Origin of the sequence: Cupriavidus campinensis (assembly GCF_905397395.1) — a bacterium.
Taxonomy (GTDB): Bacteria; Pseudomonadota; Gammaproteobacteria; order Burkholderiales; family Burkholderiaceae; genus Cupriavidus; species Cupriavidus campinensis.
Genome location: NZ_CAJPVH010000019.1, coordinates 75,352 through 94,175, shown reverse-complemented (window position 1 = coordinate 94,175; position 18,824 = coordinate 75,352). Strand labels below are relative to the sequence as shown.

At 68.8% G+C, this 18,824-nt stretch carries 15 protein-coding genes and 1 pseudogene; 10 read left to right on the top strand and 6 right to left on the bottom strand.

The features are described from left to right. From KHO18_RS13485 to KHO18_RS13475, 3 genes and pseudogenes are all read right to left on the bottom strand, one after another. A pseudogene (locus KHO18_RS13485) lies at positions 1–209 on the bottom strand (amidase); the annotation flags it as partial. Continuing rightward, positions 206–883, bottom strand: coding sequence for a DUF2848 domain-containing protein (locus KHO18_RS13480; protein ID WP_211943354.1), 678 nt, complete (start codon positions 881–883; stop codon positions 206–208). The pseudogene KHO18_RS13485 and the gene KHO18_RS13480, both read right to left, overlap by 4 nt. Before the next feature lie 34 nt (positions 884–917). After that, entirely contained in the window at positions 918–1,640 is a 723-nt protein-coding gene (locus KHO18_RS13475; RefSeq protein WP_144195686.1) for a GntR family transcriptional regulator, read from the bottom strand. Between the two features lie 256 nt (positions 1,641–1,896). On the opposite strand from KHO18_RS13475, the gene KHO18_RS13470 reads away from it, so the two are divergent. Next, positions 1,897–2,664, top strand: coding sequence for an IclR family transcriptional regulator (locus tag KHO18_RS13470; protein WP_144195688.1), 768 nt, complete (start codon positions 1,897–1,899; stop codon positions 2,662–2,664). A 15-nt stretch (positions 2,665–2,679) separates the two neighbouring features. Here the strand turns inward: KHO18_RS13470 and KHO18_RS13465 are convergent, their stop codons facing one another. Further along, a complete protein-coding gene (locus KHO18_RS13465) occupies positions 2,680–3,927 on the bottom strand; it encodes a Zn-dependent hydrolase (RefSeq protein WP_144195690.1) in 1,248 nt (415 codons plus the stop codon). 223 nt (positions 3,928–4,150) lie between these two features. Between KHO18_RS13465 and KHO18_RS13460 the strand changes: the two genes are divergently transcribed. From KHO18_RS13460 to KHO18_RS13425, 8 genes are all read left to right on the top strand, one after another. Continuing rightward, positions 4,151–5,728: an ABC transporter substrate-binding protein gene (locus KHO18_RS13460; protein ID WP_244844784.1), complete on the top strand. Its 1,578-nt coding sequence runs from the start codon at positions 4,151–4,153 to the stop codon at positions 5,726–5,728. A 71-nt stretch (positions 5,729–5,799) separates the two neighbouring features. Beyond that, on the top strand, positions 5,800–6,750 hold the full coding sequence (locus KHO18_RS13455) for an ABC transporter permease (protein ID WP_144195694.1): 951 nt from the start codon (positions 5,800–5,802) through the stop codon (positions 6,748–6,750). Between the two features lie 10 nt (positions 6,751–6,760). Beyond that, on the top strand, positions 6,761–7,648 hold the full coding sequence (locus KHO18_RS13450; RefSeq protein WP_144195696.1) for an ABC transporter permease: 888 nt from the start codon (positions 6,761–6,763) through the stop codon (positions 7,646–7,648). Between the two features lie 2 nt (positions 7,649–7,650). Continuing rightward, complete coding sequence (locus KHO18_RS13445) at positions 7,651–8,727, top strand: ABC transporter ATP-binding protein (protein ID WP_211943353.1); 1,077 nt, start codon at positions 7,651–7,653, stop codon at positions 8,725–8,727. A 25-nt stretch (positions 8,728–8,752) separates the two neighbouring features. Then, a complete protein-coding gene (locus tag KHO18_RS13440) occupies positions 8,753–9,775 on the top strand; it encodes an ABC transporter ATP-binding protein (RefSeq protein ID WP_144195700.1) in 1,023 nt (340 codons plus the stop codon). A gap of 39 nt (positions 9,776–9,814) precedes the next feature. Beyond that, positions 9,815–11,005, top strand: coding sequence for an amidase (locus KHO18_RS13435; RefSeq protein ID WP_144195702.1), 1,191 nt, complete (start codon positions 9,815–9,817; stop codon positions 11,003–11,005). A 46-nt stretch (positions 11,006–11,051) separates the two neighbouring features. Then, positions 11,052–11,465, top strand: coding sequence for a DUF3830 family protein (locus tag KHO18_RS13430; RefSeq protein ID WP_211943352.1), 414 nt, complete (start codon positions 11,052–11,054; stop codon positions 11,463–11,465). A gap of 131 nt (positions 11,466–11,596) precedes the next feature. Beyond that, on the top strand, positions 11,597–13,240 hold the full coding sequence (locus tag KHO18_RS13425) for a rhomboid family protein (RefSeq protein ID WP_144195704.1): 1,644 nt from the start codon (positions 11,597–11,599) through the stop codon (positions 13,238–13,240). Between the two features lie 47 nt (positions 13,241–13,287). On the opposite strand, the gene KHO18_RS13420 is transcribed toward KHO18_RS13425, so the two are convergent. Together KHO18_RS13420 and KHO18_RS13415 are read right to left on the bottom strand one after the other, a co-directional pair. Further along, the gene (locus tag KHO18_RS13420; RefSeq protein ID WP_211943351.1) at positions 13,288–16,398 is read right to left on the bottom strand and encodes an efflux RND transporter permease subunit; all 3,111 of its coding nucleotides are present in this window, start codon (positions 16,396–16,398) and stop codon (positions 13,288–13,290) included. Between the two features lie 3 nt (positions 16,399–16,401). Further along, a complete protein-coding gene (locus KHO18_RS13415; RefSeq protein WP_244844780.1) occupies positions 16,402–17,604 on the bottom strand; it encodes an efflux RND transporter periplasmic adaptor subunit in 1,203 nt (400 codons plus the stop codon). A gap of 361 nt (positions 17,605–17,965) precedes the next feature. Here KHO18_RS13415 and hpnD point away from each other — a divergent pair, with 361 nt between their 5' ends. Continuing rightward, positions 17,966–18,802 (top strand): presqualene diphosphate synthase HpnD, encoded by an 837-nt coding sequence (gene hpnD, locus KHO18_RS13410; protein WP_144195709.1) that lies wholly within the window; start codon positions 17,966–17,968, stop codon positions 18,800–18,802. Positions 18,803–18,824: the final 22 nt, after the last annotated feature.

Below are 18,824 nucleotides of genomic sequence, written 5' to 3'. Positions count from 1 at the left end.
GGCGATGCCACGAGCCCGGCGGCGCGCGCCTGGTCCGCCGCGCGGGCCTGCGCCAGCGCGCCTTCGGCATCCACGTGCAGGAAGGCGACGCCGCCGGCACGCTGGTGATGGGCGATCCGCGCCAGCGCGTCTTCGGTCAGTGTCACGCTGGTCGTGCGCCCGGCCGCCAGCGAGGCCGCCAGCGCGGCGATGGTCGGGGCGGCGCTCATTCCGCCACCTCCAGCGACGCCACGCGGTACGCATGGCGCAACGTGCGATTGCGCACCGGATCGTGCAGCTCCACCTCGAAGGCGTCGCCGTGGCCCAGGTCGCCAATCACGGCCTGGGTGCCGCAGAACATGGCGGTGCCCGGCGGCAGTTGCGACTCGCCGGTCAGGCGTTGCACCAGGTCACGCGGGTCCAGCAGGCGCGTGACCTTGCCTTCCTGATACAGCGCGCGCTGGCCGTCGCGCACGCGCCAGCAGCGCATTTCCAGCTGGTCCCAGTGGTCGGCCACCTCGTCGAAGCGCCAGACCTCGCGGCCCATCGGCTTGCCGCACATCTGCTTGGAGACGGTCACGTCATAGGCTTCGACCTTACGGTCGGTATGGTCCGAGCCGATGCCGATGTACAGCGCGTCCGCGCCCTGCAGCAGCACGAATTCGGTCTCGCCCGACGAGTCGTCGCGCGGCACCTCAAGGACATCATCGGTGGTCAGCAGCGAGGCGGCCAGCGGGTAGAACGTCGGCACGGTGGCGGGCGGCTTCACGCCCAGCGCCTGCAGTTCTTCGATGTGATGCTGGACGGCGGCGGCGTCGCGGCCAGTCCAGCCGGCAATGATGAGTCGTTGGACGTCGAGGGCGAGCGGGCCCCCGCCGGCTACCTGGAGGTGCAGTGTCGGCATGGCGTACTACCTGGTTACGAGGGAAAAGGGTCGGTCAGAGGGTCCGGATGATGTTCTTCCGGAATTCGTCGATATGTTCGCGAATCGCCTGGCGCACGGCCGGGATGTCCCGGCGCTCGAGCGCGTCAACGATCTCCAGATGCTCCTGGTAGACGTTCTCCAGGTGCTGGGGATCGGACAGCGAGAGGAACCAGAAGCGCGCCTGCTTCTCATGCAGGCCGCGCAGCAGTTCGGCCAGCACGCGGTTGCGCGAGGCGGCGGACATGGCGGTATGGAACTTGAGGTCGAGCGAGGCCAGCGCGGGGATGTCGCGGCGGGCGATCAGGTCGGGCGAGCGGTCCACGATGTCGCGCATGGCCTTGAAGTCGCTGTCGTGCCCGCGCTCGCAGGCCAGCGTGGCGCACAGCATCTCGTTGGTGGCGCGCACCTCGATCATGTCGAGCACTTCGTTCAGCGACAGCGGCGTCACCAGCACGCCCTTGCGCGGCAGGATGGACACCAGCCCTTCCACTTCGAGCCGATGCAGCGCCTGGTGCACGGGCGTGCGGCCCAGGCCGAGCAGCGCGGCCACCTGGGCCTCGATCAGCGGCTCGCCGGGACGGAACTCGCACGCGATGATGCGGCGCTTGATCTCCGTGTACGCCTGCTCGCGCAGGGCCGCGCCGCTCTGGGCTGGCGTGGGGGGCGCGGGGGGCGTTGCAGGAGGAGTTGCCGGCTGGGGGTCGGCACCGCCGACCAGTCGAATGGGGTTCGCCACAGGATTGCTCGCTTCGTCTCAACGTTCGTTGAAGTTGCAGTGATATTAGTGTGATATTTCACTGGACACAACCCGGAAAATCCTAGGGGTAAACACTAGCGACGCGCCAGCCACAGGGGCGGCAGGTATCATGGCGACATATCATGAAATCGATAATCGATTCGTGAGTATCTTGGTGCAATATGCAGCCATCGTGGTGCAGGATGTCACGACGATGGTGCCGAACCCTGGTGATCCACCCCGCCGTCCGTCTCCCATGTCCGCCGATCCGCTGTTCAATCAATCGCTCGAAAAAGGGCTCGAAGTCCTGCGCGCCTTCAGCGCCGTCCACCGCACGCTGACGCTCTCCGAAGTAGCCGGGCTCACCGGCATGACCAAGAGTTCGGCCCAGCGCACGGTCCATACGCTTGAAACCCTCGGCTACATCGACAAGCACCCGCAGACCCGCCGCTTCCGCCTGACGCCGAAGGTGATGGAGATCGGCTACAACTACCTGGCCGCCGATGCGCTGATTCCCATTGCCAGCCCCTACCTGTCCCAACTGGCCAACGCCAGCGGCGAGACGGCCAACCTGACCGAGCCCGTGGGGCTGGACATGGTCTACGTGGCGCAACTGATGACCGCCAAGCACATGCCCGTGCTGACACCAGTGGGCATGCGGATTCCGATGTACTGCACGAGTTCCGGCCGCGCCTACCTGAGCACGCTGCCCGATGCGCAGGTGCGCGCGATGCTGGAGGCCTCCACGCGCGCGCCGCGCACCCCCGCTACGCTGACCGATGTGGACGCGATCTTGGCGCAGGTGGTGGCGTGCCGGGGCCTGGGCTATGCCTGCAACGAGGAGGAGCTGTTTCTGGGCGATATGGGCGTGGGGGCGCCCATCGTGAACAGCCAGGGGGTGGCGGTGGGGGCGGTGCATGTGTCGCCGCCGGCCAGCCGGTGGACGATGGCGGAGGCCCAGCGCAAGCTGGGACCCCTCGTCATCGAGTGCGCGTGGGCGATTTCAAGGTCGATCGGGCACTGAAGCTGCCGCCGGCGATCAGCGCGCGTGCTCCAGCATCGCCAACAGCAGCACGTTGGCGCCGGCCTCGATGTGCTCGGGCAGCGCATCCTCCAGCTCGTTATGGCTGATGCCGTCCTTGCAAGGCACGAAGATCATGCCCGTGGGGGCGCGCTGCGCCACGTAGACGGCGTCATGCCCCGCCCCGCTCACTACGTCCATGCTCGGCAGCCCCAGCGCCGCCGCCGCGCGCCGCACGCTGTCCACACAGGCCGGGGCGAACAGGCAGGGCTCGAACTTGACCACCTGGCGAATCGCCACGCTCACCGCCGCCGCGTCGGCAATGCCGGCGAAGGCCGCGCGCATCGCCGCGTCCATGCGGTCCAGCCCGTCCTGCGACAGGTTGCGGAAGTCCACCGTGAAGTCCACCCGCCCCGGAATCACGTTGCGTGAGTTCGGCTTGACCTCGACATAGCCGACGGTGCCCCGGCCATGCGGCGCGGCGTCCCGGGCGATGCGGTTCACCGCCTCGATCATCCGCGCCGTGGCCAGCAACGCGTCGTGGCGCAGCGCCAGCGGGGTCGGGCCGGCGTGGGCGTCCTGCCCGGTCACGGTCACGTCGTACCACTGCTGGCCCAGCGCGCCGGACACCACGCCAATCGGCAGCCCGGCCGCCTCCAGCACCGGTCCCTGCTCGATATGGGCCTCGAAGTAGGCCGCGAACATGCCGCCCGGCACATCGCCGGCAGGCTGGGCCCCGTGGTAACCGATGGCGGCCAGCGCATCGCCCACGCTCACGCCTTCGCGGTCCTGCTGGCGGCGCGCCTCGTCGGCATCGAACACGCCGGCAAACACGCCCGAGCCCATCATCACCGGCGTGAAGCGGGTGCCTTCCTCGTTGGTCCAGAACGCCACTTCCAGCGGCGCGCGCGTCTGGATGCCGAGGTCGTTGAGCGTGCGCATGACCTCCAGCCCCGCCAGCACGCCGAAGTTGCCGTCGAACTTGCCGCCCGAGGGCTGGGTGTCGATATGGCTGCCCGTGGCCACGGCGCGCGCGGACGGGTCCGTGCCCGCGCGGCGCGCAAAGACATTGCCGATCTCGTCCACGCGCACGTCCAGCCCCGCCTCGCGGCACCACTGCACCACCAGGTCGCGCCCCTTGCGGTCTTCTTCGGTCAGCGCGATGCGGCACACGCCGCCCTTGGCCGTGGCGCCGATCGCGCCCAGATCCATGAGCGATTGCCACAGGCGCGCGCCATTGATGCGGGGAAGAACTTTCGAATCCATGTCTGCCTTGTCTGCTTCGTGAGTGAATGATGAATGACCACGGCCCGGTGCAAGAACCAGACCACGCGCCGGGGCGACGCGACTGGCACATGACTTGCTAGACCGAAGGCAGCCCTTCCCCCACTCAGGAGCATTGCCTGTGAACCACCAAACGTCCGCCCACGCGAAAGGTTTCTCCGCCGCAGTCCTGGCCCTCTCGCTGCTCGCCCTGCCCGGCGCCGCCATGGCCGAGAAGACGCTGCGCATCGGCATGACCGCTGCCGACATCCCGCGCACGCTCGGCCAGCCCGACCAGGGCTTCGAGGGCAACCGCTTCACCGGCATCCCGATGTACGACGCCCTGACGCAATGGGACCTCTCCAAGAGCAACGGCCCCAGCCTGCTGATTCCCGACCTCGCCACCGAGTGGAAGGTGGACGCCGCCGACAAGACCAAGTGGACCTTCAAGCTGCGCCCCGGGGTGAAATTCCACGACGGCTCCGCCTTCAACGCCGACGCCGTGGTCTGGAACGTCAACAAGGTGCTCGACAAGACCGCCAAGCAGTTCGATGCGAGCCAGGTGGGCGTGACCGCCTCGCGCATGCCCACGCTGCGCAGCGCGAAGAAAATCGACGACCTGACCGTGGAACTGGTCACGTCCGAGCCGGACTCGTTCCTGCCGTACAACATCTCGAACCTGTTCATGGCCTCGCCCACGCAGTGGGAGAAGAAGTTCGCCGCCGTGCCGGCCTCGGTGACCGATGCGGCCGAACGCAGCAAGCAGGCCTGGGTAGCCTTTGCCGCCGACGCCTCCGGCACCGGCCCGTTCAAGATGACCCGCTTCGTGCCGCGCGAGCGCCTGGAGCTGGCCAAGAACGCCAGCTACTGGGACAGCAAGCGCGTGCCCAAGATCGACAAGGTCGTGATGGTGCCGATGCCCGAGGCCAACGCCCGCACGGCCGCGCTGCTGTCGGGCCAGGTCGACTGGATCGAGGCCCCCGCGCCTGACGCCATCGCCCAGATCAAGAGCCGCGGCTTCGAGGTCTACGCCAACGCCCAGCCGCACATGTGGCCGTGGCAGCTCTCCTTCGCCCCGAATTCGCCGTGGCTGGACAAGCGCGTGCGCCAGGCCGCCAACCTCTGCGTGAACCGCGCGGGCCTGAAGACGCTGCTGGGCGGCTACATGGCCGAGGCCAAGGGCATCGTGGAAGCCGGCAACCCGTGGTGGGGCAACCCCACGTTCGACATCAAGTACGACGCCAACGCCGCCCGCAAGCTGATGGGCGAAGCCGGCTACTCGGCCGCCAAGCCGCTCAAGGTGAAGGTGCAGGTGTCGGCGTCCGGCTCGGGCCAGATGCAGCCGCTGCCGATGAACGAGTACGTGCAGCAGAACCTGAAGGAGTGCTTCTTCGACGTGGACTTCGACGTCGTGGAGTGGAACACCCTGTTCACCAACTGGCGCATCGGCGCCAAGGACGCCAGCGCGCACGGCGCCAACGCCATCAACGTCAGCTTCGCGGCGATGGACCCGTTCTTCGCGATGGTCCGCTTCGTCAGCACCAAGACGCAGCCGCCGGTCTCGAACAACTGGGGCTTCTTCGGCAATGCGGAGTTCGACAAGCTGATCGAGAACGCCCGCACCTCGTTCGACGAAAAGTCCCGTGACGCCGCGCTGGCCAAGCTGCACGCGCGCATCGTGGAAGAGTCGCCGTTCGTGCTGATCGCCCATGACGTGGGCCCGCGCGCCATCTCGAAGAAGGTCAAGGGCGTGGTGCAGCCCCAGAGCTGGTTTATCGATATTGCGACGATGTCGATGGACTGACGCTTGCCGTGCCCCCTCTCCCGCCACCGGGAGAGGGGAGAAATACCCCCCACACCAGCCGGCCACAGACCATGACTTACCTGCTTCGCCGCATTCTCTATGCGCTGCCTATCCTGCTTGGGGTTGCCCTGCTCTGCTTCTCGCTGGTCCACATCGCCCCCGGGGACCCCCTCGTCTCGGTGCTGCCGCCCGATGCCTCCGAAGACCTCCGGCGCCAGTTGACCGCGCTGTACGGTTTCGACAAACCGTTCCTCGAACAATTTCTGCACTGGCTGACCCGCGCGCTCCATGGCGACCTGGGGACCTCCATCGCCACCAACCGGCCGGTGATGAGCGAGGTATCCACCGCCGTGATCAACTCGATCCGGCTGGCCACCGTGGCCACGCTGATCGGCTTCACCTTCGGCTGCCTGTTCGGCTTCGTGGCCGGCTATATGCGCGATTCCATCGCCGACCGCATCGCCTCGTTCCTGTCCGTGCTCGGCGTCAGCATTCCGCACTACTGGCTCGGCATGGTGCTGGTCATCGCCTTCTCGGTGCTGCTCGGCTGGCTGCCTGCCACTGGCGCCGGCCCGGGCGGCTCGGGCGACTGGGCGTGGGACTGGGAGCACTTCCAGTACATGCTGCTGCCGGCCATCACCATGTCGGTGATCCCGATGGGCATCGTCGCCCGCACGATCCGGGCGCTGGTGGCCGAAATCCTGTCCAACGAGTTCATCGTCGGCCTGCGCGCCCGCGGCCTGTCGGACGTGGCCGTGTTCCGCCACGTGGTCAAGAACGTGGCGCCGACCGCGCTGTCCGTGATGGGCCTCCAGCTCGGCTACCTGCTCGGCGGGTCGATCCTGATCGAGACCGTGTTCTCGTGGCCCGGCACCGGCTTCCTGCTGAACTCGGCCATCTTCCAGCGCGACTTCCCGCTGCTGCAGGGCACGATCCTCGTGCTGGCCGTGTTCTTCGTCCTGCTCAACCTGCTGGTGGACGCGCTGCAGACGCTGTTCGACCCCCGCATCCAGCGCAACTAAGGAGGCCCCCATGCAGATCGCACTGAACAAGGCCGTGGCGCCGCTGCCCGTGGCGCGCTCGCCCGGCTACTGGGCCACCGTGGGCCGCCGCCTGCTGCGCAACAAGCTGGCGATGGCCGCCGCGCTGATCCTGATCGCCCTGGTGGTGATGGCGATCTTCGCCCCGGCGCTGATGCCGGCAGACCCGTACGCGTCCTCCATCCTCAAGCGGCTCAAGCCGATCGGCACCGCAGGCTATCCGCTCGGCACCGACGAACTGGGCCGCGACCTGCTCTCGCGCCTGATGCTGGGCGGCCGGCTGTCGCTGTTCATGGGCATCACGCCCGTGCTGCTGGCGTTTGTGATCGGCAGCGCACTCGGCATCGTGGCCGGCTACGCAGGTGGCTGGACCAACACCATCATCATGCGGCTCACCGACATCCTCTACGCCTTCCCGTCGGTGCTGCTGGCCATCGCGCTGTCCGGCACGCTGGGCGCCGGCGTGGGCAACGCGCTGCTGTCGCTGACCATCGTCTTCGTGCCGCAGATCGTGCGGGTGGCGGAGAGCGTGACCACGCAGGTACGCAACCGCGAGTTCGTCGATGCGGCGCGCGCCTCGGGGGCCAGCTCGCTGACCATCGTGCGCGCCCATGTGCTGAATAACGTACTTGGGCCGATCTTCGTCTATGCGACGAGTCTGATTTCGGTGTCGATGATCCTGGCCTCCGGGCTCTCCTTCCTGGGCCTCGGCGTGAAGCCGCCCGAGCCCGAGTGGGGCCTGATGCTCAACACCCTGCGCACCGCCATCTACACCCAGCCCTGGGTCGCCGCCCTGCCCGGCGCGATGATTTTCCTGACCTCGATCTCGTTCAACCTGCTGGCCGACGGCATCCGCTCGGCCATGGAAATCAAGGAATGAACATGAGCGAACTTCTCACAGCGCCTGCCCACGCCCGTGACATTGGCGGCCCGGCCCAGCCGCTCGTGATCGCGCGCGATCTCGTCAAGCATTTCCCGCTCAAGTCGGCCATCCCGTTCCGCAAGGCTGGCGAGGTCCGCGCCGTGGACGGCGTCAGCTTCGACGTGCTCAAGGGCGAAACCCTCGGCGTGGTCGGCGAGTCCGGCTGCGGCAAGTCCACCACCGCGCGGCTGCTGATGCAGCTCACCGCCCACGACAGCGGCGAACTGATCTTCGACGCCCAGGGCGTGGGCTCGCCCCAGTTGCCGATGAAGGCGTTCCGCAGCCAGGTGCAGATGGTGTTCCAGGACAGCTACTCGTCGCTGAACCCGCGCCTGACCATCGAGGAATCGATCGCTTTCACGCCGCGCGTGCACGGCTTGCCGGCGCGGGAGGCCACCGAGCGGGCGCGCTACCTGCTGGAGCGCGTGGGACTGGAGCCGGCGCGCTTTGCCGGGCGCTATCCGCACGAACTGTCCGGCGGCCAGCGCCAGCGCGTGAACATCGCCCGCGCGCTGGCGCTGCGGCCCCGGCTGGTGATCCTGGACGAAGCGGTGTCCGCGCTCGACAAATCCGTGGAAGCCCAGGTGCTGAACCTGCTGCTTGACCTCAAGGCCGAGTTCGACCTGACCTACGTCTTCATCAGCCATGACCTCAACGTCATCCGCTACCTCTGCGACCGCGTGATGGTGATGTACCTGGGCAAGGTGGTGGAGATTGGCGATACCGAGTCGATCTACGCCAATCCCTCGCACCCGTACACGCGCGCGCTGCTGGCGTCGATGCCGTCGATGGACCCGGACCACCGCACGCTGGCCGCGCCGCTGGCGGGCGACCCGCCCAACCCGATCAATCCGCCGTCCGGGTGCAGCTTCCATCCGCGCTGCGCCCGCGCCGAGCCGGTCTGCGAGCGCCGCACCCCCGTGCTGGCCGACGAACTGGCCGGCCATCCCGTGTCGTGCCTGATGGCGATGCCCGACGGCGGCCATTCGCTGCCGCTGCGGCGCATGACCCCGGGCCTGCACGCGGCCACGCCCTGACCCACCTGACCTGCGGGAGACCCCTATGACAGCCCCCAATACCCCTGCCGTCTCGGTCAAGGACCTCCACGTCACCTTCGCCGGCGGCGGCAAGACCATCCGTGCCGTGAACGGCGTGTCGCTCGACGTGGCCCCCGGCGAGGCCGTGGCGCTGATCGGCGAATCCGGCTCCGGCAAGAGTGTGACGCTGCGCGCGCTGATGCGTCTCCATCCGCCCCGCCGCACCCGCATCGGCGGCGAGATCCGCGTGGACGGCCAGGACGTGCTCGCGCTGGACAAGCGCGCGCTGGCCCGGCTGCGCGGCGGCACCGTCGCCATGGTGTTCCAGGAGCCGCTGCTGGCGCTGGACCCGGTGTACACGGTGGGCCAGCAGATTGTGGAGTGCATCCGGACGCACAAGAAGGTGTCCGCCGCCGAGGCGCGCGCGCTGGCGCTCAAGGCGCTGGAAGCGGTGCGCATTCCCAGCCCCGAGCGACGGCTGGCCGCCTATCCGCACGAGATGTCCGGCGGCATGCGGCAGCGGGCGATGATCGCGCTGGCGCTGTCGGCCCAGCCAAAAATCCTGCTGGCCGACGAGCCGACCACGGCGCTGGACGCCACCGTGCAGATCCAGGTGTTGATCCTGCTGCGCGAGCTGCAACGCGAGCTGGGCCTCTCCATCGTCTTCGTCACGCACGACATGGGTGCGGCGGTGGAGATTGCCGACCGCGTGGCCGTGATGTACGGCGGCCGCATCGTCGAGGAAGGCCCGATCCGCACGCTGCTGCGCGAGGCCCGCCACCCGTACACGATGGCGCTGCTGCAAAGCCGCCAGCACGGCATGGATCGCGGCCAGCGGCTGCAGGCCATCGGCGGGGCCCCGCCTGACCTCGCCGCGCTGCCGCCGGGCTGCACCTTCGCCCCGCGCTGCGCGCACGCCCGCCCCGCCTGCCTGGCCGAGGTGCCGCGCAGCGTGGCGCTGGGCAACGGCCATCGCGTCAGTTGCGTGCTGGTGGCCGACACCTCCGAACCTTCGAATACCGCCGCTGCCTCGCCGGCCGCCGCCTAAACTCCATCCATTCTCCGAAAAAGAAGGAAGCCGAACGCCATGACCCTGGCCACCCATCCCGCCCGCGCCTTCATGCCCTACCCCGACGCGCCCGTGCCCAACGCGGCCGCCGGCCCGCTGCGGGGGCTGACCTTCGCCGTCAAGGACCTGTTCGACGTGGCCGGCTACCCCACCGGCGGCGGCAATCCGCACGTGCTGGCGCGCTCCGGCATCAAGACGGTGACCGCGCCCACGGTGCAGAAGCTGCTCGATGCCGGCGCGATGTTCGTCGGCAAGTCGCATACCGACGAGCTGGCCTTCTCGATGAACGGCCAGAACGCGCACTACGGCGGCCCGGTCAACGGCGGCGCGCCCGATCGCGTGACGGGCGGTTCGTCGTCCGGGTCGGCCTCGGCGGTGTCCAACAAGCTGTGCGACTTCGCGCTCGGCACGGACACCGGCGGCTCCGTGCGCGCCCCGGCCAGCCACTGCGGCCTGTTCGGCATCCGCCCTTCGCATGGCCGTATCTCGCTCCAGCACTGCATGCCGCTGTGCGAGACGCTCGATACCTGCGGCTTCTTCGCCCGTGACATCGGCACCTTCGCCCGCGTGGCGGACGTGCTGTTCGGCAAGGATGCCGATCCGCTGCCGGCCCGGCCCCGCCTGCTGCTGGCATCGGACTTGTTCGAATTGCCGACGCCCGAAGCCCGCGCCGCGCTGGCGCCCACGGTGGCGCGCATCGAGGCCGTGCTGGGCCGTGCGACCCCGGTGGACGTGGCCGACCGCCCGCTGTCCGACCTGTACTGGGCCTTCCGCTACGTGCAGGGCTGGGAAGCCTGGCAGGCCGATGGCGCGCTGATCGAGAACTACGGCCTGCAGATGGGCCCGGACGTGGCCGCGCGCTTCGTGTTCAGCAAGGGGGTCACCGAGGCCCAGTTCGAGCAGTCCAGCGCGGTGCGCCGCGAGTTCACCGCCCACCTGGGCCGCCTGCTCGGCCATGACGGCGTGCTGGTGCTGCCGACCATGCCGGACATCGCCCCGCTGCGCAACGCCGCCGGCGAGACGCTGGAGGACTACCGCACCGCCGCCGCCCATACGCTGTGCCTGACGCCGCTGTCTGGCTTCCCGCAACTGAGCCTGCCGCTCTCCAGCCGCGCCGGCGCGCCGCTCGGCATTTCCCTGCTCGGCCCGAAGGGCAGCGACCGCAGCCTGATCGCCCTGGCGGAGACGCTGATGACGGCGCTGGTATGATCCGGCGCGCCGCCGCCCCCAATCGCCCCTCTATATAGATATAGCTATGCCCCGACTCCGCATCACCGCCGCCGGCCAGACCTTCCTGGCCGACACCCACCCGGACGCCCCCGAGACCGTCGCCGCCTTCCTGACGCTGCTGCCCTACCGCCAGAAGCTGATCCACGTGCGCTGGAGCGGCGAAGGCTGCTGGATTCCGCTCGGCGAATTCAAGCTGGGCGTCGGCTTCGAGAACCACACCAGCCACCCGTCCGTGGGCGACATCCTGTTCTACCCGGGCGGCTACAGCGAAACCGAGATCATCCTGGCCTACGGCAGCTGCTGCTTCGCCAGCAAGATGGGCCAGCTGGCCGGCAACCACTTCCTGACCATCGTCGAGGGCCGGGAGAACCTCCGCGCGCTCGGCACCAAGGTGCTCTGGGAGGGCGCGCAGGACGTGGTCTTCGAACTAGCCGACTAGGGCCGCAACCCTCCCGACGGGGGAGATGCTTCCCGATGGACGACCGCATATCGTCGCGTGACGCGCGCCGTGGCCCTGCCGCACCGGGGCCAGCGAGATGACGCGATGACATCGTCTTGTCGGGAAGAATCATGCAGACATCGCAATTCATGCGCGCACCGGCCATCGGCTCGCGCCGCAGCGGCGCGTTCCATGTGCGCCGACTCGGGTCCGCGCTGCTCGTGCGCGCGTTGCTCTGGCTCTGCTTCGGCGGGCTGGGGGCGCTGCTCCTGCTCTTCTCGCGCGGCAAGCCCAGCCCGATCGTCCTCGGCGCCGGCTTCTTCGGCCTGCTGATCCTGTTCGAATGGTCCTGGGGCCGGCACGCGCCGCTGCGCAAGCCGCTGCTGACGGTGGATGCCGGCGGCATCGGCTCCACGGCCTTCCCGCGCCGTCGCCCGCACCTGCGCTGGGCCGAGATTGCCGCCGTGGCGGTGCGCAACCTGCGCGGCGGTCCCGTGATCGAGGTCTTTCCCAAGCCCGTGCCGGGCGCCCGGCGACGGACCCCGGCATCGTTCAAGATCCGGCTGGCGCTGATGCGCGAGGCAGACCAGCAGCTTGCCCAGGCACTGGTCACCCATCACATGCGTACGGCCGGCGTCACGGTCAACAACACGCTGGCTGCCGAGCAAGCCTTCCGGGCCGAGATGCAGGCGCTGCCACACACCTGGGGCCTCTACGCGCTGATCGCCCTCAACGTGGCGATCTGGCTGTTCACGCTCACGCACGGCGCCACGCTCGATGCCACGGCGCCCGCCCGGTTGGTCGAATGGGGCGGCAATCTCGCCGTGCTGGTCCAGGAGGGTCAGTGGTGGCGACTGCTGACGGCCACCTTCCTGCACAGCAGCCTCAAGCACATCGGCGCCAACATGCTGGTGCTGTTCGTGCTCGGCAAGCATGTGGAGCGGTTCTACGGCACGCGCGGCTTCCTGCTGATCTATCTCGGCGCGGGGCTGGTGGGCAGCGCCCTGAGCCTGCATTTCGGGGCGCAGACGGCGGTGTCGGTCGGGGCGTCGGGCGCCGTGTTCGGCGTGGGCGGCGCGCTGCTGGCCGGGGTGCTGCGCCATCGCCGGCTGCTGCCCGAGGGCATCCATCGGCAACTGACGACCGACGCGGCGGTCATGATCGGCTACTCGCTGGTGCAGGGCTTCCTGTCGACCCGGGTGGACAACGCCGGGCACGTGGGCGGCCTGATCGGCGGCGCGCTGATCGCGCTGTGCCTGCCGGTGCGGCTGGACCCCGCCCGCTACGCCCGCAAGCTGCGGCGCGGCCTGGCGCTGGCCGCAGCCGTCGCCGCCGTGCTGGTGGTGGGCACCGCCGCGCTGGCACCGCGCGTGCCCCAGGCCATGCGCGACGGCCTGGCCGCCAGCCGCCAGATCGAGCGCGCCCAAAAGACCTTCATGACCGCCTTCCAGGGTATGCAGGCCGACAATGCGGCGACCAAGGCCGGCCGGATGACGCCCGAGGAAGCGGACGACCGCAGCCGGACCGTGCACGCCCCGGCGCTCGATCAGGCCGTGTCGGAACTGGTCCGCATCACGCTGCCGCCGGGCGACCCGCGCGCGCCGCTGGTGCAGGACATGACGCTGCTGGCCGACCTGCTGCGCGAAATGGCCCGCATGCCGTCGGTGAAGGACCCCCGCACCGGCAAACCCGTGGCCGCCGATCCCCGCCGAGCAGCGCAGATCGCGGTGGACATCGTGCGGCTGACCGCCCAAATGAAAAAGCGCCAGTCGTAACCGGCGCTTTTTCTTCTCCCCCGGGGATCACCCCGCCTCCCCTGCCATCAACCTGCCATCACCCCGCTGCCGCCCTCGGGCGGCTTCACGCGGAACCACGCCGCGTACAGCGCCGGCAGGAACAGCAGCGTCAGCACCGTGGCGATGATCAGCCCGCCCATGATGGCGGCCGCCATCGGCCCCCAGAAGGTGGAGCGCGAGAGCGGGATCATCGCCAGCACCGCCGCCGCGGCGGTCAGGATGATCGGCCGGAAACGGCGCACCGCCGACTCGACGATGGCCTGCCACGGCGGCACCCCGGCGCTGATGTCCTGCTCGATCTGGTCCACCAGGATCACCGAGTTGCGGATGATCATGCCCAGCAGCGCCGTGATGCCAAGCTGCGCGACAAACCCCATCGGCGCGCGCAGCAGCAGCAGCGTGGCGGCGGCGCCGATCAGCCCGAGCGGGCCGGTCAGGAACACCATCACCGAACGCGAGAAGCTGTGCAATTGCAGCATCAGCAGCGTGAAGATCAGGAAGATGCACAGCGGCAGCTGCGCGGCGATGGACGCGCCCGCCTTGCCGCTCTCCTCCTCGGCCCCGGCCACGGTGATCAGGTAGCCCGGCGGCAGGTCCGCGCGCAGCTTGTTGAGCTGCGGGTTGACCTGCGCGGTCACGGTCGGACCCTGGATGCCATCCACCACATCGGCCTGCACGGTGATGCCGAAGTCGCGGTTCTCGCGCCAGATCACACCCGGCTCGGACTTCAGCGTCACGCGCGCCACCTGCGTCAGCGGCACCGCGCGGCCGGTGTTGGTCGGCACCAGCACGTTGGCCATGTCGGACATCGCGTCCCGCTCGTTCTTCGGCGTGCGCATGATGATGTCGATCAGCTTGTCGGCGTCGCGGTACTGGCCCACCGGCACGCCGGTCAGCACGGCCTGCGTGGCACGGGCGATGGCGTTGGTGGTCACGCCCAGCGCGCGCGCCTTGTCCTGGTCGATCTCCAGGCGCAGCATCTTGACGTTCTCGTTCCAGTTGTCGTTCACGCCCACCGTGTTCGGATTGGCGGCCATGATCGCGCGGACCTGGTCGGCGATCTTGCGCACACCGGCGGCGTCTGGCCCGATCACCCGGAACTGCACCGGGTACGCCACCGGCGGCCCGTTCGGCAGCAGCTTCACGCGGCCCCGCAGCTGCGGGAACTGGGTGGCGAGCACCTCGATCACGCGCTTGCGCAGCGCGTCGCGCGCCTCCACGCTGACCGGCATCACAATCACCTGCGCCACGTTGCTCTGCGGGAAGATCTGGTCCAGCGGCAGGTAGAAGCGCGGCGCGCCGGTGCCGACGAAGGTGGTCAGGCTGTCCACGGCCTTGTCGCGCCGCATGGCGGTCTCGAAGCGCTTGGCCTCGGCCTCCATCTGCGCGAAGCTGGTGCCCTCGGGCATCCACAGCTCCACCATCAGCTCGGGCCGGCTCGAATCCGGGAAGAACTGCTTCTCGACGAACTTGAACGCCCACAGGCCCAGCGCGAAGCTGACCAGCGTGACGGCGATCACGGTCTTGCGCCACGTCACGCACCAGTTCACCAGATACCGGAAGCGCGCGTAGAACGGCGTGTCGAACACCTCGTGATGGCCGCCGTCGCTGGCGCGGGTCTTGAGCAGCAGGTAGCCGAGGTAGGGCGTGAAGTACACCGCCGCCAGCCACGACAGCACCAGCGCCAGCGCCGTCACGGCAAAGATCGCAAAGGTGTACTCGCCCACGGTGGACTTGGCCAGCCCCACCGGCAGGAAGCCGGCCGCCGTGATCAGCGTGCCGGTCAGCATCGGCATGGCCGTGGAGGTGTAGGCGAAGGTGGCCGCCTCCATCTTGGAGAAGCCTTCCTCCAGCTTGCGCACCATCATTTCCACGGCGATGATCGCGTCGTCCACCAGCAGCCCGAGCGCCACGATCAGCGCCCCGAGCGAGATCTTGTGCAGGCCGATGCCGAAGATGTTCATGAACAGGAACGTCACGGCCAGCACGAGCGGGATGGTCAGCGCCACCACCAGCCCGGGGCGCACGTCGATCCGCAGCGGCCTGGTATGCAGCCCCAGCGCGATGAAGCTGACTGCCAGCACGATCACCACGGCCTCGATCAGCACGTGCACGAACTCGCCCACCGAGCGCTTGACCGCTTGTGGCTGATCCTGCACCTGGTCCATCTCGATGCCCATCGGCAACTGGCCGCGCAGGCCATCGGTCACGCGGCGCAGTTCCTGGCCCAGCGCGATGATGTCCCCGCCTTTCTCCATCGAGATACCGAGCCCGATCACATCCTTGCCGTTGAAGCGCATGCGGCTGGCGGGCGGGTCGATATAGCCGCGATAGACGTGGGCGATGTCGCCCAGCCGGATGTTGGCGATGCCGTTGGGCCCGCGCAGCACCAGGTTCTCCAGGTCCTGCACATCGCCCAACTGGCCGGTCACGCGGACCTGGAGGTTGTCGGTCGGCGTGACCAAAACGCCACTCCCGGTGGGATTGTTCTGCTCCGAGATCTGGTTGGCGATGGCGTTGATGTCGAGCCCAAGCTGCGCGAAGCGCGTCTGGTTGAACTCGATATAGAGCTTCTCGTCCTGCAGGCCGAGCAGCGTGACCTTGGCCACGGCGGGCACGCGCAGCAGCGCCTGGCGCACGAGGTCGGCGTACTCGCGCAGCTCCTTGTAGTTGAAGCCATCTGCCGAGAGCGCGTAGATCGAGCCGTAGACATCGCCGAATTCATCGTTGAAGAACGGGCCGCGCACGCCCTGCGGCAGGGTCTGGGCGATGTCCCCGATCTTCTTGCGCACGGTGTACCAGATCTGCGCGGTGTCCTTGGCCGGCGAGTTATCGGCCAGCTGGAAGATCACCGTGGTCTCGCCCGGCTTGGAGAAGCTGCGGATCTTGTCGGCGTACGGCACTTCCTGAAGCTGCCGTTCGATCTTGTCAGTCACCTGCACCGCGATCTGCTCGGCCGTGGCGCCGGGCCAGTAGGCCTGCACCACCATCACGCGGAAGGTGAACGGGGGGTCTTCGTCCTGACCCAGCTGGAAGAAGGCCAGCAGGCCGCCGATCAGCAGCACCACCAGCAGGTAGCGGGTCAGCGGCTGGTGCTCGAGCGCCCAGCGCGACAGGTTGAAGCGCGAATGTTCCATCGGTCAGCCCTTGCTGCCGGCGGCGGCGCCCGGGTTGGACGCCGGGTTGGACGCCGGCTTGGCCGACTGGGCCGGCTGGGCGGACGTGGCGTTCTGCATCGGCTTGACCTTCTGGCCCGGCTGCAACAGGTGCACGCCGGCCGTGACGATGGTCTGGCCCGGCGCCAGCCCCTGGCGCACCTCGATCTCATTGCCCTGCGGGTCTCCCAGCGTCACCGGCACCGGCTTGACCGTGCCCGTGCCGCCGCTGGCCGCACCCTGGTAGATCCACACCTGATTGGTGCCGCGGTCCTGCAGCAGCGCGGTCAGCGGGATGCGGATGGCGGCGGACTCGCCGGTACGGGTAAAGGTGACCACGGCGGTCATGCCGAAGCGCAGGTCGGCGGGCGGGTTGGGCACGCTGACGCGCGTCGGGTAGGTGCGGGTGACCGGATCGGCGGCGCCGGAAATCTCGCGCACGCGGCCCGGCAGCGGGCGGTCCGGCTCGGCCCAGGTGCGCACGGTCACATCGGCGATGCCGCGCAGCATGTCCACCTGATCCTCGGGCAGGCCGATGGCGACCTCCTTCTCGGCGATCTGTGCCACGCGGATCACCGACTGGCCCGCCGTAACCACCTGGCCGACCTCGGCATCGACAGCCGTCACCACGCCATCCGCATCGGCGGCGAGCACGGCGTAGCCGGTCTGGTTGCTCTGGTTGCGGAGGTTGGCCTGGGCCTGCTCCAGCCGCGAGGCGGCGGAATCGTAGGTGGCCTGGCGCCGGCTTAGCTCGGCGGCACTGATGAAGTTCTTGGCGGCCAGGTCCCGGTAGCGTTTCAGGTCGGAGTCGGCCAGATCGCGGTCGGTCTTGGCGGCATCGAACTGGGCGCGCGCCGAGGCCTCGGCCAGCGCCAGGTCGGTCGGGTCGAGGCGGGCCAGCGGCTGGCCCTTCCTGACGCTCGCGCCCACGTCCACCAGACGGGCCGATATCTTGCCGGGCACGCGGAAGCCCAGGCGCGACTCCACGCGCGGCCGCACCTCGCCCGAGAACTCGAAAGCAGTCTTCCCGGCACCCGAATGCAGTTGCAGCAGCCGCACGGGCCGCACGGCCTCCACCGGCTCCGCCTTCTTCCCACAGCCGGACAGCCCGGCCAGGAGCGCCAGCGTCGCCACGGTCACCATGGCGGCCATGGCGGCCCTCGGCGTCCGGCGGGGCCCGGCGGGCATCGGGGAAACATCAACGTCGGCGGCCGCAACATCCGGCCTGGCATAAGGCACTGGCATGGGTTAAGCGTCTTGAGTCGGTGGAACGTCGGAACAAGCTGGAGACTGCGGGGAGCAGCCAGTGGGGAAAGCGTCTCGCGGCGGACAACGCTGCGGTGCCTGCCGGAGAATAAATAACTGGCCGGTCAGTAATATAGCGAGCGGCCCCGAGTGCGTCAAACGCCGGGCGACGAAGGGGCCAAAACTCGGTGCGAATGGCGAGCCCCGGGGCTGAGCCCGGTTGGGCCGATGTTACAATTTGGCGCTTTCGCGGACCTGCCCCGGTCCGTATGGCCCCACCAGACAGTATTCATAAGAGATTGGCGTGACGCCCGATCAGTATTGCCAGGACAAGGCCGCCCCAGGCGGCTCCCTCCCCTATTACAGCTTCCTGTTCCTCCCGCCCGAACGCCGCCACGCCATCACGGCGCTGCACGCCTTCCGCCGCGAGGTGGAGGCCATCATCGACGAGAGCCACGATGCTGGCGTGGCCCACCAGCGGCTGGACTGGTGGCGCGGTGAACTGCGCCGCCTCTATGACGGTCAGCCGTCACATCCGGTCACGCAGGCCCTGCAGCCCCATATTGCCCCGTGCGGCCTGCCGCAATCCGAATTTTCTGACGTACTGGACGGCCTGGAGATGGATCTGACCCAGACCCGCTACCTGGACGAAGCCGGTTTGAAACGCTACTGCCAGTGCGCCGGCGGTGCCGTGGGCGTGCTGTCGGCCCGGGCGCTGGGGTTTTCCGATCCGCGCACGCTGGACTTCGCGCGCCAGCTGGGGCTGTCGATGCAGCGCGCGACCATCGTCCGCGACGTGGGCGAGGATGCCCGCCAGGGCCGCATCTACCTGCCGGTGGATACGCTCCAGCGCCACGAGGTGCCAGCCGCCGACATCCTGCAGTCCCGCCACTCCGAGCGCTTCGTGGCCCTGATGGGCGAGCAGGCCGAGGTGGCCCGCACGCTCTACCGCGAGGCGCTGGCGCTGCTGCCGCGCCAGGACCGCCGCGCCCAGCGCGCCGCGCTGGTCATGGCGGCCCTCTCCCATGCCCAGCTCGACGAGATCGAGGCCAGCCAGTTCCAGGTGCTGACGCAGCGCATCGCGCTGACACCGATGCGCATGCTCTGGATCGCCTGGAAGACCTGGCTGCGCAACCGCTGAACCCCATCGAACCGCACCGATC